A 15,621-nucleotide genomic window follows, 5' to 3' on the forward strand; every position below is an offset into this window, starting at 1 on the left:
CCCACATTTGATCGAGGTAACTTCAGCTTTTGCACAGGCAAAAAAAATCCCCGTATCTTTCGATACGAGGATTTTTAATATGGTCGGGGTAAGGGGATTCGAACTCCTGACATCCTGCTCCCAAAGCAGGCGCGCTACCGGACTGCGCTATACCCCGGTAAAAAAAAGGCGACCTTTTCAAGTCGCCTTCTTCGATCAGGACTTTTGGCCTCTGATCTTAAGATTCGATTCCAGCGTTAACTGGTCTCAAAAATGGTGGGTCGTGTGGGATTCGAACCTACGACCAATTGGTTAAAAGCCAACTGCTCTACCAACTGAGCTAACGACCCAAAAATGGTCGGGGTAAGGGGATTCGAACTCCTGACATCCTGCTCCCAAAGCAGGCGCGCTACCGGACTGCGCTATACCCCGGTTTGAAATTGGCTCCGTGACCAGGACTCGAACCTGGGACCCAATGATTAACAGTCATTTGCTCTACCGACTGAGCTATCACGGAACTACATATTTCAAAGTACTACGATACTGCTTACTACCTTCTCTTCAACCCGTCCGTATCGCTACGTTCGTGTGTCTGAGGCGCGCTATTCTACAATCTTAAAAACCCCTGTCAACCCTTTAAATTGCTTTTAAGACAATGATTTGCGCTTCTTTCTGATTTCTCCTTGGGGAGAAGAAACCCGTGGGCTGACGTTGCTGCGGGGCGCACTTTACAAGCCTTTGCCTTACAGTTCAACGCCCTATCGAAAAAAAAGGCCCCGCAATGCGGGGCCTCTGCTTATAACCACCAGTTGCAGGCTTAGTGGAAGACGATTTCGTCGTTTTCCACGGTGGCCTTGACGCTGGTCCCCGGCATAAAGCTGCCCGAGAGGATCAGTTGCGCCAGCGGGTTCTCGATCCAGCGCTGGATCGCACGTTTCAAAGGCCGTGCGCCATACACCGGGTCGTAGCCAACCGCGATCAACTTGTCCAAGGCCTCGCTGCTCAGTTCCAGCATCAGCTCGCGCTCTGCCAGACGGCTGCGCAGGCGACCCAGTTGGATCTCGGTAATGCCAGCGATCTGATCCCGCGCCAAAGGCTCGAAGATCACCACTTCGTCGACCCGGTTGATAAATTCCGGGCGGAAGTGGCTGGTCAGCGCGTCCATTACCGCAGCACGCTGGCCTTCACGATCCCCGACCATCTCCTGGATCTGTACCGAGCCCAGGTTGGAGGTCATCACGATCACCGTATTACGGAAGTCCACGGTACGCCCGTGGCTGTCTGTCAGACGGCCATCTTCCAGCACTTGCAGCAACACGTTGAACACATCCGGGTGGGCCTTCTCGACCTCATCCAGAAGGATCACCGAGTAAGGCTTGCGCCGTACCGCTTCGGTCAGATAGCCGCCTTCCTCGTAGCCCACATAGCCTGGTGGCGCTCCGATCAAACGAGCCACGGAGTGTTTCTCCATGAACTCGGACATATCAATGCGCACCATCGCCTCTTCAGTATCAAAGAGGAACTCGGCCAGGGCCTTGCACAGCTCGGTCTTACCCACACCGGTCGGGCCGAGGAACATGAACGAGCCACTCGGGCGATTCGGGTCGGACAAACCGGCCCGTGAACGCCGCACCGCATTGGACACTGCCACCACGGCCTCTTCCTGGCCAATCACGCGTTGGTGCAACAGGCTTTCCATACGCAACAGTTTGTCACGCTCGCCTTCCAGCATCTTCGACACCGGAATGCCGGTCCACTTGGACACAACCTCGGCAATTTCTTCCTCGGTCACCTTGCTGCGCAGCAACTGGTTTTCGCTGTGGCCATGCTGGTCGACCATTTGCAGGCTGCGTTCCAGATCCGGGATCACCCCGTACTGCAACTCGGCCATGCGGTTCAGGTCGCCTTTACGGCGGGCAGCTTCCAGTTCCTGGCGCGACTGCTCTATTTTTTGCTGGATCTGTGCGGAACCCTGTACTTCGGCTTTTTCCGAGGTCCAGATTTCTTCCAGGTCCGAATACTCACGCTCCAGGCGGACGATTTCTTCCTGGAGTTTTTCCAGGCGTTTCTTCGCCGCGTCATCGTCCTCTTTTTTCAGCGCCTGGGATTCCACTTTCAGTTGAATCAGGCGGCGCTCCAGGCGGTCCAGCACCTCAGGCTTGGAGTCGATCTCCATGCGAATCCGGCTGGCCGCTTCGTCGATCAAGTCAATGGCCTTGTCCGGCAGCTGACGATCAGTGATATAGCGATGGCTCAACTTGGCCGCCGCGATGATCGCACCGTCAGTGATTGCCACGCGGTGGTGGACCTCATAACGCTCTTTCAGGCCACGCAGGATCGCGATGGTGTCTTCTTCGCTCGGTTCTTCCACCAGGACTTTCTGGAAGCGACGCTCAAGGGCCGCGTCCTTTTCAATGTACTGGCGGTATTCGTTGAGCGTGGTCGCCCCCACACAATGCAACTCACCCCGGGCCAGTGCTGGCTTGAGCATGTTGCCTGCGTCCATCGAGCCTTCGCCTTTACCAGCGCCGACCATGGTGTGCAGTTCGTCGATAAACAGAATGATCTGCCCTTCCTGCTTCGACAGCTCGTTAAGCAGGGATTTGAGGCGTTCTTCGAACTCGCCACGGAACTTGGCACCGGCGATCAACGCCCCCATGTCCAGGGACAGCAAGCGCTTGCCCTTGAGGCCGTCCGGCACCTCACCATTAATGATGCGCTGGGCCAGGCCTTCGGCGATGGCAGTTTTACCCACCCCAGGTTCACCGATCAGCACCGGGTTGTTCTTGGTACGACGCTGCAGGACCTGGATGGTGCGACGAATCTCGTCATCACGCCCGATCACCGGATCCAGCTTGCCGTCTTCGGCGCGCTTGGTCAGGTCGACGGTGTATTTGTCCAGGGCCTGGCGTGACTCCTCATGATTGGGGTCATTCACCGCCTCGCCGCCGCGCAGGTTGTTGATGGCATTTTCCAGGGCCTTTTTGCTCACGCCCTGGCCCAGCAACAACTTGCCGAGCTTGCTGTTGTCATCCATGGCGGCGAGCAACACCAGTTCGCTGGAGATGAACTGGTCACCCTTCTGCTGGGCCAGGCGATCTGCCTGGTTGAGCAGGCGCGCCAAATCCTGGGACATATTCACGTCGCCCGTCGGATTCTGGATTTTCGGCAGTTGGTCGAGCTCTTTGCTCAACTCTTTGCGCAGGCTGTTGACGTCGAAGCCCACCTGCATCAACAGGGGCTTGATAGAACCACCCTGCTGTTCGAGGAGTGCCTGCATCAAGTGCGCGGGCTCGATGGCCGGATGGTCGAGGCCAACCGCCAGGGATTGGGAATCCGATAACGCCAATTGTAATTTGCTGGTTAAACGATCAATACGCATTAGTCACCTTCCTTTTGAGCAGGCCGGAGCTATGTGCGAGCGAGCTTGCCCGCGATTAACGCATCCTGAATGAAGAAACCTGCCAGATACCCCTATAGATGGGGTGGATTCTGGAAGATTCAAGCCGGCACTGCTTGATATGGATCAGCAGAGTCTAGCGTTCGAGCCAGATCAGGGAGGCAAATCGACCGGTGCGCGGGCTGCGCCGGTAAGAAAAGAAGCGCGGATCGGTCACGGTGCACAAGCCGCCACCGTAGACGGCGGTGATTCCACGCGCAGCCAGGCGCAGGCGCGCCAACTGGTAGATGTCGGCCAGGAACTTGCCGGGGTTGTGGCTGGGAACGAAGGCCTGCGCGGTTTGCGGGTGTTGCTGCATAAACGCTTCACGCACTTCAGGGCCGACTTCAAAGGCCTTGGGGCCAATCGCCGGGCCCAACCACACCAGTACGTCGGTCGGCACAGCCCCCAGGCTGTCGGCGGCAGCTTCCAGTACACCCGCCGCCAGGCCACGCCAGCCGGCATGGGCCGCAGCAACCCGGGTACCGGCCTTGTTGCAAAACAGGGCCGGCAGGCAATCGGCGGTCATCGCCGTGCAGGCGACGCCCGGCGTCTCGGTCCAACTGCCATCAGCCTCGGCAATCTGTCCCGGGTCGGCCTTAACCACGACCACGCCATGCACCTGGCGCAGCCAGGCGGGCTGGATATCGAACGCGGCAGTGAGGCGACGACGATTTTCAAGCACAGCTGCAGGGCTGTCCTCGACGTGATCACCTAGGTTGAGGCTGTCGAACGGCGCCAGACTGACGCCGCCCGCACGGGTGGTGACGCAGGCTTTCACCCCGGCCGGCGCAGGCCAGTCAGGAATCAGCCAGTCATTCATCCGACAAAGGCCTCGCGGTCCTGCTTGAGCAACGACAGCAACCAGACAAAGTCGTCGGGCAGTGGCGATTCCCAGCTCATCCGCTCACCGCTCGTCGGATGATCCAGTTCCAGGAAGCGTGCATGCAGCGCCTGGCGCGGGAACGACTTCAATGACTCAACCATGGTCACGCTGGCGGCCGGCGGAATACGGAAGCGACCACCGTAGGCCGGATCGCCGACCAACGGGAAGTTGATATGCGCCATATGTACCCGGATCTGGTGGGTACGGCCGGTTTCCAGCTTGACCCGCACATGGGTGTGTGAACGGAAGCGCTCCAGCACGCGATAGTGGCTGACGGCCTGCTTGCCGCCCTCCATCACCGCCATGCGCTGGCGCTGCTGGCCGTGACGACCGATAGGCGCGTTGATCTTGCCACCGGCCACGACCACACCAATCACGATGCACTCATAGATGCGGCTGACACTGCGACTCTGCAATTGTGTGACCAACTGCGTCTGCGCCTGGATGGTCTTGGCCACTACCATCAGACCGGTGGTGTCCTTGTCCAGGCGGTGGACGATGCCGCAGCGCGGGACATTGATGATGTCCGGCACATGGTGCAACAAGGCATTGAGCAAGGTGCCATCAGCGTGCCCGGCCGCCGGGTGAACCACCAGGCCTGCGGGTTTGTTGATCACGAGGATGTCGTCGTCTTCATAGACGATATCCAGCTCGATGTCCTGGGCGATCCATTCTCCCTGGGCTTCCTGCTCGGCAGTCAGCTCAAGAACCGAACCGCCATGAACTATGTCTCGCGGGCGGATAACCGCTCCATCCACAGTCAGGCGGCCGTCTTTGATCCAGGCGGAAAGGCGCGAGCGCGAGTGCTCAGCGAATAGTTGTGCGGCGACTTGATCGAGGCGTTGGCCGCCCAATTCGGACGGCACCTCTGCGCGAAGTTCAATTTTATCGGACATGCTCAGACTAGGCGTGGCACAGCCTTTGGTTTCGGCTGCGCGCTTGTGGTTAAATACGGCGTCTTTTGCCCCGAGGCTTTCATCGGGGCGCTCATCATAACAGGACGGCCCCGCCCAAGACAGCGGCCGTCATAGGGACGCAAGCCGCCATGCAAGTGAAACACCTGCTGCTGATCGCCATCCTCGCCATGACTGCTGCTTGCTCGTCAACAAAGGACGTCGTCGACGAAAACCTCAGTGAAGTCGAGCTGTACCAGCAGGCTCAGGCCGACCTGGACAACAATAGCTACACAAGCGCCACGGCCAAGCTCAAGGCCTTGGAGTCGCGCTATCCGTTTGGCCGCTATGCCGACCAGGCCCAGCTCGAACTGATCTATGCGAACTACAAGAACGCCGAGCCGGAAGCTGCCAAGTCCGCTGCCGAGCGTTTTATCCGCCTGCACCCGCAGCATCCGAACGTGGACTACGCCTACTACCTCAAGGGCCTGACCTCGTTTGACCAGGACGTTGGCCTGCTGGCGCGCTTCCTGCCGCTGGACATGACCAAGCGTGACCCAGGTGCTGCGCGCGACTCCTATAACGAGTTCGCCCAACTGACCAGCCGCTTCCCCAACAGCCGCTACGCGCCGGACGCCAAGCAGCGCATGATCTACCTGCGCAACCTGCTGGCTTCCTACGAAATCCACGTAGCCCACTACTACCTGACGCGCCAGGCTTATGTTGCTGCCGCCAACCGTGGTCGCTATGTAGTGGAAAACTTCCAGGAAACCCCTTCCGTGGGTGATGGCCTGGCAGTGATGACCGAGGCTTACCAGCGCCTGCACCTCGACACCCTTGCGGCTACCAGCCTGGAAACCCTGAAACTCAACTACCCGGACCACCCTAGCCTGCAAGACGGCCAGTTTGTGCCGCAGGTTGCCGAAGCGGACAACCGCTCGTGGCTGAGCAAGTACACCCTGGGCCTGATCGAGTCCCGTCCACCGTTGCCGCCGGGCGAAACCCGCGCCAACCAGGACATCCTCAAGCAATACCAGGACGCCAAGGACGCCATTCCGTCCGAGCTCAAGCCGCACGACGAGAACGGCGACGTGATCGAGGAAGAGGCACCAGAGGCCCTGGGCAACAACCAGGATCGCTCGTGGTTCAGCTACATGACGTTCGGTGTCTTTGACTGAACCCGTCTTGGCAGCGCAAGAAGGAGCCCCTCGGGGCTCCTTTTTTTATGGCGCGACTTTATTACCCTGTGCGCCGCTAACATCCTTGGCTAAACTGCCGGATTCCCTGTCGAGAAGCTGCCTGCCATGGTTCGTTTACTGTTCTGGATTGCCCTGATTGCTGCTGCGGTATGGTTCTGGCGCAAATTCAAGCGCCCCGCTTCGACCCAGCAACAGCCCGGCGAACAAAGTGCCGCGCCCATGGTTCGCTGTGCGCACTGCGGCGTGCATCTGCCTCAAGACCGGGCATTGAGCCAACGCCAGGACTGGTACTGCACCCAGGCGCACCTGGAGCAGGGACCGAAATCTATCGAGCGCTGAGTACTCTGGAACGGTAGGAGCCCCGGTTTATATTCGACCAGTGGGCGCATAAGGGGCCGGGTCGATCACCGGCTCATGCCCCAGCAGCAAGTCAGCAAACAACTGGCAAGACGCAGGCGCCAATACCAGCCCGTTGCGGTAATGCCCACAGTTGAGCCACAACCCTTCAAACCCTGGCACCTTGCCTATATAGGGGATGCCCTCGGGCGAACCAGGCCGCAAACCGGCCCAATGCCCCACCACTTGGGCATCTGCCAGTGCCGGAATCAACTCCACCGCCGAGGCCTTCAAGCTTTCCAGGGCCGGTTCGGTCGGTGTCTTGTCGAAGCCCTCATGCTCCAGCGTACTGCCAATCAGGATGTGCCCATCACGGCGCGGGATCGCATAGCGGCCTTTTGCCAAGACCATGCTGGACAGAAAGTCCGAGGCGCATTTGTACAGAATCATCTGGCCCTTGACCGGCTCCACCGGCAACGTCAGCCCCAGGCTACCCAGCAATTCACCACTCCAGGCACCGGCGGCAAGCACGACCTGATCACCCCGCACCTCACCGTGCGCCGTATTGACCCCAACGATGCTGCCGCCCTCCTGGATAAACCCCTGTACCGCGCAATGTTCATGGAGGGTCACGCCAGGCAACGCCAACAGTGCAGCCTTGAGGGATTTGACCAGGCGTGGATTACGCACGTTGGCCACATCTGCCATATAAATGGCCTGTGCAAACCCCGGCCCCAACACTGGAACCGCGTCACGGGCAGCCGACACATCCACCTTGCTCAACGGCCGGCCTTCCCGCTCAGCCCAGGCCAGGGCAGCGGCCTCGTCGTCGAGGTCCAGCCAATAAAGGCCGGTGGTATGAACCTCAGGATCCACGCCGGTGGCCGCAAACAGACGCTGGGCCAATTGCGGGTAGAAGTCCTGGGACCAATGGGCCAGCGCCGTGACAGCCGGGCTGTAGCGCCATGGGTATAACGGCGAAACAATCCCGCCTCCGGCCCAGGAAGACTCCTGGCCGACCGACGAACGGTCAAGCACGACAACCGCCACCCCCTGAGTTGCCAGGTTGAACGCCGTCAACAACCCGATAACACCACCACCCACAACCACGACTTGCTGCTTAGTCATTGTTCGATCCAGCCCATATAAAGAAAGGAGCGCCGCTGGCGCCCCGTCGCCCACCCGCCTCATCGCCCCCAGCACTCTTGACGCGTAGTGCCGGGCACAGCGCCGGGATTGGTCCGCGCGCCCGTGCGGGTCAAACTGAACTCACCACAAGGATCACCCAGCATCGCGCCTGCAAAAGGCGTCGCGATCAAGGTGAAGTCCTGCGGGTCCAGTATCACGGTGATTCTATAGCGATCATTGCCGGTACTGACGCCGCTTGCATCAATAAAAGTGCCATTTCTCACGTGATAGCGCTCCAGGTGCTGGGCTTGCTCCGTGAGCAGCCCGACGATTTCTGTGCGATAGGCCTTTTTCACCTGGGCGGTGTACACCGGATAAGTCACCGCGACCAATGTGCCGATGATCGCCAGTGCAATCAGTAACTCTAACAAGGTGAATCCTTTGCAGTTGCCGCTCATCGTGATGCTCACCTACTGAAGTTGTCGCCAGAGAATTCGTCGAAATCGCCCATCGGCCTCCGGGTCTACCCGCGCATAGACGCTCTCCAGAACCGTGCGCAACTGGCCGCTGATCCCCACTGCAGTGACCCGATACAAGGTCGCCGGGGTATCGGGCGGCAAATGTGCCAACCCGACAGCGGGCCCCAGGTTTTGAATGCCATATACGCCTCCCCGTATGCCGACCCAGGTGATAGCCGAAATTGGATCGACGCCCGGCTGGCTGATGGCATATGCCTCGTTAGGCGGTGCGCAGGTAACTTGGGACTGGCAGGGCGGCAAACCAAATCCGTGTGCTTGCACTGCCGACTCACCGAGCCGGAGCCCACTTTCGGCGGTTTGAAACGATTGGTTGCGATGCCTGAGGCTGCCGGCGAGCTGTTCCTGCGACGTAGAGCCCTGCATCGATGACAGACCGAGAACCGTCAACAACAGCAGCAATACCAGGCTGATCAACAGCACCACGCCGCGCTGCCTGGGAGCCGTGATCCGCCATCCGCTATTCAAGGCGATTACGCACGGCGGCGACGGCGCTGTAGACCTGGTCCCGCACACGGCCTGCCGGGTCGCGAAGCGTCAATAGCACACGCACACTGCGGATCAGCGATTCGTCGCCAGGATGGCTGTCATACCGGTTTACAACACTGGAGCCAGGCTGGCTGGCCATCCCGAAACTCAACTCGAACGCCCCTACGTTATCCACCAGCACCGCCTTGGCCGGCGTTGCTGGCGTGCTGAGTTTTAGCTGCCCCGACTCAAAGGTGTAGGTCAGTTTGCGCACGGGAAAGGCGATCTGCCCGGGCCCCGGCTTGGGCGGCACATCCGAATAAGCCTGGGCGTTGTCGACACAATTGCTGAGCACAGTCCAGTCAGGCCGACTGCCTTGGCCACCAACATCGCCGGTGACCAGTGTCAGGCTGGTCGAGGCACCATTGACCACCACGCTGACCGGCCTGGAAAAATCAGCAGGCGCCTGAGCTATCAGAGGCAGGGACAGGCACCCGAACATCCCCGCCAGGCGAATCTCCTGGATCATCTTGCCCAGGATGAATCGCCCGTCATCCTGCAACAATGCTGACGCGTGCTGGCTGGCGGCGCTGCTTCGGGCGGCCAGGGTTAACTGGACGGCCGCCAGGACCACGAGCAACCCCAGGGCCGCCGCCAGCAATGCTTCGACCAGGCCCAAACCCAGGCTGGAGCGCCTCATCGCACAGGCCTCGGATCGACAGCGACGCGACTGGTCAGGGTAAATGTTTCACGGGTATTGCCGGCCTTGGCCGCACGGGAGTCATCCCAACTGATGCTGATGGTCACCTCACGCTGATTGATCGCAATCGAACCTTTGGCGGAATCGCCGGCAAGGTGGCTGATATTGGCCTCGAAGTCATGCAAGTCCTGGTCGCGGACACTCACGGCCAAGGTGCTGGGGGGCGAGATATCGTCGCTTCCCCAGGAATAGTCGGCACCAGCGTTGGCGCGGATCCGGTCGAGCATGTCGTAGGCGATGAAACTCACCTGGCTGATCATCCTGGAACTGTCGGTGTATTTGAGCGCATTCAGCTGGATCAGCCCGGCCCCCAGCAGGCCAACACCGAGAATCAGCAGCGAGACGAGCACTTCGATCAGGCTCATGCCGGCCTGTCGGGCGGTAGCAGGGGAGGCACAAGAGGTTGCCGGGCAGGTTCGCATAGCCATCGTCATCCTTGTCGAAGGTCATCAAAACGACCGAGAGAGCCGTGTGTTGCCCAAGACTAGCGCCGCTCCCGTGACCGCGCTGCCTCTCGGAATAAAGGGAAATACTTTGGACAGAAAGGCCATCACCGCCCTGCCCGCAGTGCCGCTATAACTAGTTCAGCCACACGGTCCATGGAGGGACGAGGTATGAAACAACGAGGTTTTACATTGATCGAACTGCTGCTCGGCTTGATCGTCAGCGGCATCCTGGCGCAATTGGCGGTACCCGGCTTCAAGAGCCTGCTGGACTCACAAACGCGACTGAGCGCCGCACAAACGCTAGCGTCCGGCCTGCGCTACGCGCGCGCCCAAGCCATTGCACGTAATCGAACAGTGATCATCCATGCGCTGGATGATGACTGGAGCCGAGGCTGGAGAGTGGTGGTGGACATGAATGGGCGCGGTCATCTGGACGACGACAATCCGGTCCTGCTGGAGCGCCAGGACAATGGGCGGATCCCGATCGTGGGCAATACCCCGGTGCGCACGCAAATTCGTTTCAGCGGATTGGGCGAACCCCTGCTGTCTGCGGGAGGGTTTCGCGCCGGCACTGTGCATGTGTGCTCAACGGACCAGCCGCTGAGCCTGCATCAGGTAGTGTTGGCGCCCACCGGCCGGATCAGCCTGCGCAGCGACAAGACCGAGCAGGCCTTGTGCCGCGGGTACGACGAGTTGGGGCTCAGAGCAGCGAACGAACCCGCAGCTCCTTGGGCATGGAAAAAGTGATGTTTTCTTCACGTCCTGCCAGCTCGTCGGCGCCTGTCGCACCCCACGCCTGCAACTGCTGGATCACGCCGCGCACCAGGACTTCCGGCGCCGAGGCGCCCGCCGTGATACCGATGCGCTCGACACCGTCGAACCAACTGCGCTGCAGGTCTTCGGCGCCATCGATCAGGTACGCCGGGGTGGCCATGCGCTCGGCCAACTCGCGCAGGCGGTTGGAGTTGGAACTGTTGGGGCTCCCCACAACCAGCACCACGTCGCACTCGTCGGCCAGTTGCTTGACGGCATCCTGGCGGTTTTGCGTGGCGTAGCAGATATCGTCCTTGCGTGGCCCCCCAATGGCGGGGAAACGGGTACGCAGGGCGTCGATGACACGACTGGTGTCATCCATCGACAAGGTAGTCTGGGTCACGAATGCCAACTTCTCAGGGTTATGCACTTGCAACTCGGCGACGTCTTTTTCGTCTTCCACCAGGTAGATCGCGCCGCCGTTACTGGCGTCGTACTGGCCCATGGTGCCTTCGACTTCGGGGTGGCCGGCATGGCCGATCAGGATGCACTCACGGCCGTCGCGGCTGTAGCGCGCCACTTCGATATGCACCTTGGTTACCAGCGGGCAGGTTGCGTCGAAGACTTTCAGGCCGCGGCCTGCTGCTTCGGTGCGCACGGCCTGGGAAACGCCATGGGCGCTGAAGATGACGATAACGTCATCCGGCACCTGATCCAGTTCTTCGACAAAAATCGCGCCACGGGCCCGCAGGTCTTCGACCACGAACTTGTTGTGCACCACTTCATGGCGCACGTAGATCGGCGGCCCGAATACTTCCAGGGCGCGATTGACGATTTCGATCGCCCGGTCCACCCCGGCGCAGAAGCCACGGGGGTTGGCGAGTTTGATTTGCATGCTGTGCCTCGTGTCTTTGTGGGAGCTGGCTTGCTGGCGATGGCAACGCCTCGGAGTAACGGGTACACCGAGGTGATGCTATCGCCGGCAAGCCGGCTCCTACAGGAACCGGTTTCGTCAGTTAGAGCGCTTTAACGTCGATGATTTCAACATCAAAGGTCAAGGTCTTGCCGGCCAACGGGTGGTTGAAGTCGATGGTCACCTGAGTGTCATCGAAGGTTTTGACCACGCCGGGCAGTTCGGTATTCGCCGCATCGTTGAAGATCACCAGCAAGCCTTCCGACAGCTCCATGTCCTGGAACTGCGAACGCGGGATGACCTGTACGTTTTGCGGGTTGGGCTGGCCAAAGGCGTTTTCCGGCGGGATCTGCAGGTTGCGCTTGTCGCCGGCCTTGAAGCCGAACAATGCCGCCTCGAAACCCGGCAGCAGGTTGCCGTCGCCGACCTTGAAGGTCGCCGGAGCCTTGTCGAAGGTGCTGTCGACCGTGTCGCCGTTCTCCAGGCGCAATGCAAAATGCAAGGTGACTTCCGTGTTCTGGCCAATGCGTTGTTCGGCCAATACTTGTTCAGTCATTTACAGCTTCTCCGGGTTTGTTGCCCTTGAACATATCCAGCGCCAGCATGATTGCGCCAACGCAGATGGCGCTGTCGGCAAAGTTGAACGCCGGGAAGTAATGGCGGTTCTGCCAATGCACCAGAATGAAGTCGATCACATGGCCCAGGGCAATGCGGTCGTACAGATTGCCCAGCGCACCGCCCAACACCAGCGCCAATGCGATAGCCAGCCAGGTGTCATTGCGGCCCAGACGCTTGAGCCAGACCACCAGCACCGCACTGACCACCACGGCGATCAGGGCGAACAACCAGCGCTGCCAGCCACCACCGTCAGCGAGGAAGCTGAAGGCGGCGCCGGTGTTATAGGCCAGGGTCCAGCTGAAGTAGTCAGGAATCACCACGATCTGCTGGAACATTTCCAGGGTGCCCTCGAAGTGAGCCTTGCTGACCTGGTCGATGACCAGGACCAGCAAGCTCAATGCGAGCCAACCCAGACGTCCGAACCGGCTGGATTTAGGCATAGTGGCGAACCTCGCCAGCACCGCTGATGTTGTCGACGCAACGACCGCAGATTTCCGGATGCTCCGGGTTCACGCCGACGTCTTCACGGCAGTGCCAGCAACGGGCGCACTTGGCGAAGGCCGACTTGACCACCTTGAGCTTGAGGCCCGGCACTTCGGTTGCGACCGCATCAGCCGGGGCCTGGGCGAATGGCGCCAGGCTGGCTGTGGAGGTAATCAGCACGAAGCGCAGCTCGTTGCTCAACTTGCCCAGGTCGGCGGTCAGGCCTTCCTCGGCAAACAGGGTGACTTCGGCCTGCAGGTTGCCACCGACGGCCTTGGCCGCACGCTGGACTTCCAGTTCCTTGTTCACCGCGACCTTGACGGCCATCACGCCTTCCCAGTACTCGCGGCCCAGTTCGAAGTCGGCCGGCAATTCGGTCAGGCCTTCGTACCAGGTGTTGAGCATCACGGACTCGTTACGCTCGCCCGGCAGGTATTCCCACAGTTCGTCGGCGGTGAAGGCCAGGATCGGCGCGATCCAGCGCACCAGCGCTTCAGAGATGTGGTACAGCGCGGTCTGTGCCGAACGGCGGGCCTTGCTGTTGGCGCCAGTGGTGTACTGGCGGTCCTTGATGATGTCGAGGTAGAAGCCACCCAGTTCCTGCACGCAGAAGTTGTGGATCTTCGAGTAGACATTCCAGAAACGGTATTCGCCGTAGTGTTCCTGCAACTCGCGCTGCAGCAACAGGGTACGGTCCACGGCCCAACGGTCCAGGGCGAGCATTTCGTCGGCCGGCAGGATGTCGGTAGCCGGGTTGAAGCCGGTCAGGTTCGACAGCATGAAGCGTGCGGTATTACGGATACGGCGGTAGGCATCGGCGCTGCGCTGCAGGATCTGCTCCGAAACGGCCATCTCACCCGAATAGTCGGTCGAAGCCACCCACAGGCGCATGATATCGGCGCCCAGGGTGTCGTTGACCTTCTGCGGCGCGATCACGTTGCCCAGGGACTTGGACATCTTGCGACCGTTCTCGTCGACGGTGAAGCCGTGGGTCAGCAGTTCACGGTACGGAGCGTGATCGTCGATGGCGCAACCAGTCAGCAGGGACGAGTGGAACCAGCCACGGTGTTGGTCCGAGCCTTCCAGGTACAGGTCGGCGCGCGGGCCGGTCTCGTGACCCATCAGGTGCGAGCCGCGCAGCACGTGCCAGTGGGTAGTGCCCGAGTCGAACCACACGTCGAGGGTGTCGCTGATCTTGTCGTACAGCGGCGCTTCGTCACCGAGCAACTCGGCAGCGTCCAACTTGAACCAGGCCTCGATGCCTTCCTGTTCAACGCGCTGGGCCACCACTTCCATCAGTTCGACGGTACGTGGGTGCAGCTCGCCGCTTTCCTTGTTCAGGAAGAACGGAATCGGCACGCCCCAGTTGCGCTGGCGGGAGATGCACCAGTCCGGACGATTGGCGATCATCGAGTGCAGGCGCGCCTGGCCCCAGGCCGGGACGAACTTGGTGTCTTCGATGGCTTTGATCGCACGCTTGCGCAGGGTTTCGCCAGCCACAGGCTCTTTGTCCATGCCGATGAACCACTGCGCGGTGGCGCGGTAGATCAACGGGGTCTTGTGGCGCCAGCAGTGCATGTAGCTGTGCTTGATGGTTTCGGTGTGCAGCAGCGCCCCGACTTCTGACAGTTTGTCGATGATCGGCTGGTTGGCCTTGAAGATGAACTGGCCGCCGAAGAACTCCAGCGACGGCGCGTACACGCCATTGCTCTGCACCGGGTTGAGGATCTCATCGTTGACCATGCCATAGGCCTTGCAGGTCACGAAGTCGTCCACGCCGTAGGCCGGTGCGGAGTGAACCACGCCAGTACCCGAGCCCAGCTCGACGTAGTCAGCCAGGTATACCGGCGACAGGCGGTCGTAGAACGGGTGACGGAAATTGATCAGTTCCAGCGCGGAGCCGGTGGTGGTGGCGATCACCGCACCTTGCAGCTCGTAGCGGGCCAGGCAGGCCTCGACCATTTCCTCAGCCAGTACCAGCAGGCGATCACCAACGTCCACCAGGGCGTAGGTGAATTCCGGATGCACGTTCAGCGCCTGGTTGGCCGGGATGGTCCACGGGGTGGTGGTCCAGATCACGATGGCGGCAGGCTTGGCCAGGCTTGCCAGGCCAAAGGCCTCGGCCAGCTTGGTATCGTCGGCAATCGGGAACGCGACGTCGATGGTCGAGGACTTCTTGTCTTCGTATTCGACTTCCGCTTCGGCCAGGGCCGAGCCACAGTCAAAGCACCAGTTCACGGGCTTGAGGCCCTTGAACACGAAGCCGCCCTTGACGATCTCGGCCAAGGCACGGATTTCCCCGGCCTCGTTCTTGAAGTTCATGGTCTTGTACGGGTTGTCCCAGTCGCCCAGCACACCCAGGCGAATGAATTCGGACTTCTGCCCTTCGATCTGCTCGGTGGCGTAGGCACGGCACAGTTCGCGGGTCTTGTCGGCGCCCAGGTTCTTGCCGTAGGTCACTTCGACCTTGTGTTCGATCGGCAGGCCGTGGCAGTCCCAACCCGGGACATAAGGTGCGTCGAAGCCCGCCAGGGTTTTCGAGCGGATGATCATGTCCTTGAGAATCTTGTTCAGCGCATGACCGATGTGAATCGTGCCGTTGGCATAAGGAGGGCCGTCGTGCAGGACGAACTTAGGACGATCCTTGCCAATCTCGCGCAACTTTCCGTACAGGCCAATACTGTCCCAGCGCTGCAGGATCTGCGGTTCGCGCTGTGGCAGGCCGGCCTTCATTGGGAAGGCGGTGTCCGGAAGGTTTAGCGTGGCTTTATAGTCGGTCATTTA

General features: G+C 60.4%; 15 protein-coding genes and 4 tRNA genes. 3 read left to right on the forward strand and 16 right to left on the reverse strand.

The genetic code is table 11. From position 1 onward, the window contains the following. Positions 1-80 precede the first annotated feature (80 nt). The 7 genes from ACSSVH_RS22295 to rluD all read right to left on the reverse strand — a co-directional run bounded on the left by ACSSVH_RS22295 (position 81) and on the right by rluD (position 5,200). Positions 81-157: transfer RNA gene (locus ACSSVH_RS22295), tRNA-Pro, on the reverse strand. 96 nt (positions 158-253) lie between these two features. Then, positions 254-329: transfer RNA gene (locus ACSSVH_RS22300), tRNA-Lys, on the reverse strand. A gap of 5 nt (positions 330-334) precedes the next feature. Next, positions 335-411: transfer RNA gene (locus ACSSVH_RS22305), tRNA-Pro, on the reverse strand. Positions 412-420: 9 nt separating this feature from the next. Beyond that, positions 421-496, reverse strand: a tRNA-Asn gene (locus ACSSVH_RS22310). 300 nt (positions 497-796) lie between these two features. Beyond that, complete coding sequence (gene clpB / locus ACSSVH_RS22315) at positions 797-3,361, reverse strand: ATP-dependent chaperone ClpB (RefSeq protein WP_092230488.1); 2,565 nt, start codon at positions 3,359-3,361, stop codon at positions 797-799. Between the two features lie 154 nt (positions 3,362-3,515). Then, complete coding sequence (gene pgeF, locus ACSSVH_RS22320) at positions 3,516-4,241, reverse strand: peptidoglycan editing factor PgeF (RefSeq protein ID WP_170041712.1); 726 nt, start codon at positions 4,239-4,241, stop codon at positions 3,516-3,518. Beyond that, positions 4,238-5,200: a 23S rRNA pseudouridine(1911/1915/1917) synthase RluD gene (gene rluD / locus ACSSVH_RS22325; RefSeq protein WP_029292014.1), complete on the reverse strand. Its 963-nt coding sequence runs from the start codon at positions 5,198-5,200 to the stop codon at positions 4,238-4,240. Before rluD ends, pgeF begins: the two co-directional genes overlap by 4 nt. A 149-nt stretch (positions 5,201-5,349) precedes the next feature. On the opposite strand from rluD, the gene ACSSVH_RS22330 reads away from it, so the two are divergent. Together ACSSVH_RS22330 and ACSSVH_RS22335 are read left to right on the forward strand one after the other, a co-directional pair. Further along, the gene (locus tag ACSSVH_RS22330) at positions 5,350-6,375 is read left to right on the forward strand and encodes an outer membrane protein assembly factor BamD (RefSeq protein WP_169951038.1); all 1,026 of its coding nucleotides are present in this window, start codon (positions 5,350-5,352) and stop codon (positions 6,373-6,375) included. Between the two features lie 126 nt (positions 6,376-6,501). Continuing rightward, on the forward strand, positions 6,502-6,735 hold the full coding sequence (locus ACSSVH_RS22335; protein WP_169951040.1) for a PP0621 family protein: 234 nt from the start codon (positions 6,502-6,504) through the stop codon (positions 6,733-6,735). Between the two features lie 27 nt (positions 6,736-6,762). On the opposite strand, the gene thiO is transcribed toward ACSSVH_RS22335, so the two are convergent. From thiO to pilV, 5 genes are read right to left on the reverse strand one after another with little or no spacing between them, the layout of a single operon-like run. Further along, the gene (thiO, locus tag ACSSVH_RS22340; protein WP_492633747.1) at positions 6,763-7,860 is read right to left on the reverse strand and encodes a glycine oxidase ThiO; all 1,098 of its coding nucleotides are present in this window, start codon (positions 7,858-7,860) and stop codon (positions 6,763-6,765) included. 59 nt (positions 7,861-7,919) lie between these two features. Beyond that, positions 7,920-8,318 (reverse strand): type IV pilin protein, encoded by a 399-nt coding sequence (locus tag ACSSVH_RS22345; RefSeq protein WP_492633748.1) that lies wholly within the window; start codon positions 8,316-8,318, stop codon positions 7,920-7,922. A 12-nt stretch (positions 8,319-8,330) separates the two neighbouring features. Beyond that, positions 8,331-8,822: a pilus assembly PilX family protein gene (locus ACSSVH_RS22350; RefSeq protein ID WP_492633749.1), complete on the reverse strand. Its 492-nt coding sequence runs from the start codon at positions 8,820-8,822 to the stop codon at positions 8,331-8,333. A gap of 34 nt (positions 8,823-8,856) precedes the next feature. Next, the gene (locus ACSSVH_RS22355; protein ID WP_492633750.1) at positions 8,857-9,564 is read right to left on the reverse strand and encodes a pilus assembly protein PilW; all 708 of its coding nucleotides are present in this window, start codon (positions 9,562-9,564) and stop codon (positions 8,857-8,859) included. Then, positions 9,561-10,046, reverse strand: coding sequence for a type IV pilus modification protein PilV (gene pilV, locus ACSSVH_RS22360; protein WP_492634731.1), 486 nt, complete (start codon positions 10,044-10,046; stop codon positions 9,561-9,563). Before pilV ends, ACSSVH_RS22355 begins: the two co-directional genes overlap by 4 nt. Positions 10,047-10,238: 192 nt before the next feature. On the opposite strand from pilV, the gene ACSSVH_RS22365 reads away from it, so the two are divergent. Further along, entirely contained in the window at positions 10,239-10,817 is a 579-nt protein-coding gene (locus ACSSVH_RS22365; RefSeq protein ID WP_492633751.1) for a GspH/FimT family pseudopilin, read from the forward strand. On the opposite strand, the gene ispH is transcribed toward ACSSVH_RS22365, so the two are convergent. The 4 genes from ispH to ileS all read right to left on the reverse strand — a co-directional run bounded on the left by ispH (position 10,771) and on the right by ileS (position 15,618). Further along, entirely contained in the window at positions 10,771-11,718 is a 948-nt protein-coding gene (ispH, locus tag ACSSVH_RS22370; protein WP_032861885.1) for a 4-hydroxy-3-methylbut-2-enyl diphosphate reductase, read from the reverse strand. The two genes, ACSSVH_RS22365 and ispH, sit on opposite strands and share 47 nt — an antisense overlap. A gap of 121 nt (positions 11,719-11,839) precedes the next feature. Further along, a complete protein-coding gene (fkpB, locus tag ACSSVH_RS22375; protein WP_169951398.1) occupies positions 11,840-12,277 on the reverse strand; it encodes an FKBP-type peptidyl-prolyl cis-trans isomerase in 438 nt (145 codons plus the stop codon). A 7-nt stretch (positions 12,278-12,284) separates the two neighbouring features. After that, on the reverse strand, positions 12,285-12,794 hold the full coding sequence (gene lspA / locus ACSSVH_RS22380) for a signal peptidase II (RefSeq protein ID WP_169951053.1): 510 nt from the start codon (positions 12,792-12,794) through the stop codon (positions 12,285-12,287). Next, positions 12,787-15,618 (reverse strand): isoleucine--tRNA ligase, encoded by a 2,832-nt coding sequence (ileS, locus tag ACSSVH_RS22385; protein ID WP_170041708.1) that lies wholly within the window; start codon positions 15,616-15,618, stop codon positions 12,787-12,789. The genes lspA and ileS overlap by 8 nt, the downstream gene beginning before the upstream one ends. Positions 15,619-15,621 lie beyond the last annotated feature (3 nt).

It is taken from the genome of Pseudomonas sp. HC1(2025) (assembly GCF_058742075.1).

Coding starts and splice junctions, on each gene's coding strand:
- clpB (WP_092230488.1), bottom strand. CDS start 3,361: ATGCGTATTGATCGTTTAACCAGCAAATTACAATTGGCGTTATCGGAT.
- pgeF (WP_170041712.1), bottom strand. CDS start 4,241: ATGAATGACTGGCTGATTCCTGACTGGCCTGCGCCGGCCGGGGTGAAA.
- rluD (WP_029292014.1), bottom strand. CDS start 5,200: ATGTCCGATAAAATTGAACTTCGCGCAGAGGTGCCGTCCGAATTGGGC.
- ACSSVH_RS22330 (WP_169951038.1), top strand. CDS start 5,350: ATGCAAGTGAAACACCTGCTGCTGATCGCCATCCTCGCCATGACTGCT.
- ACSSVH_RS22335 (WP_169951040.1), top strand. CDS start 6,502: ATGGTTCGTTTACTGTTCTGGATTGCCCTGATTGCTGCTGCGGTATGG.
- thiO (WP_492633747.1), bottom strand. CDS start 7,860: ATGACTAAGCAGCAAGTCGTGGTTGTGGGTGGTGGTGTTATCGGGTTG.
- ACSSVH_RS22345 (WP_492633748.1), bottom strand. CDS start 8,318: ATGAGCGGCAACTGCAAAGGATTCACCTTGTTAGAGTTACTGATTGCA.
- ACSSVH_RS22355 (WP_492633750.1), bottom strand. CDS start 9,564: ATGAGGCGCTCCAGCCTGGGTTTGGGCCTGGTCGAAGCATTGCTGGCG.
- pilV (WP_492634731.1), bottom strand. CDS start 10,046: ATGCGAACCTGCCCGGCAACCTCTTGTGCCTCCCCTGCTACCGCCCGA.
- ACSSVH_RS22365 (WP_492633751.1), top strand. CDS start 10,239: ATGAAACAACGAGGTTTTACATTGATCGAACTGCTGCTCGGCTTGATC.
- ispH (WP_032861885.1), bottom strand. CDS start 11,718: ATGCAAATCAAACTCGCCAACCCCCGTGGCTTCTGCGCCGGGGTGGAC.
- lspA (WP_169951053.1), bottom strand. CDS start 12,794: ATGCCTAAATCCAGCCGGTTCGGACGTCTGGGTTGGCTCGCATTGAGC.
- ileS (WP_170041708.1), bottom strand. CDS start 15,618: ATGACCGACTATAAAGCCACGCTAAACCTTCCGGACACCGCCTTCCCA.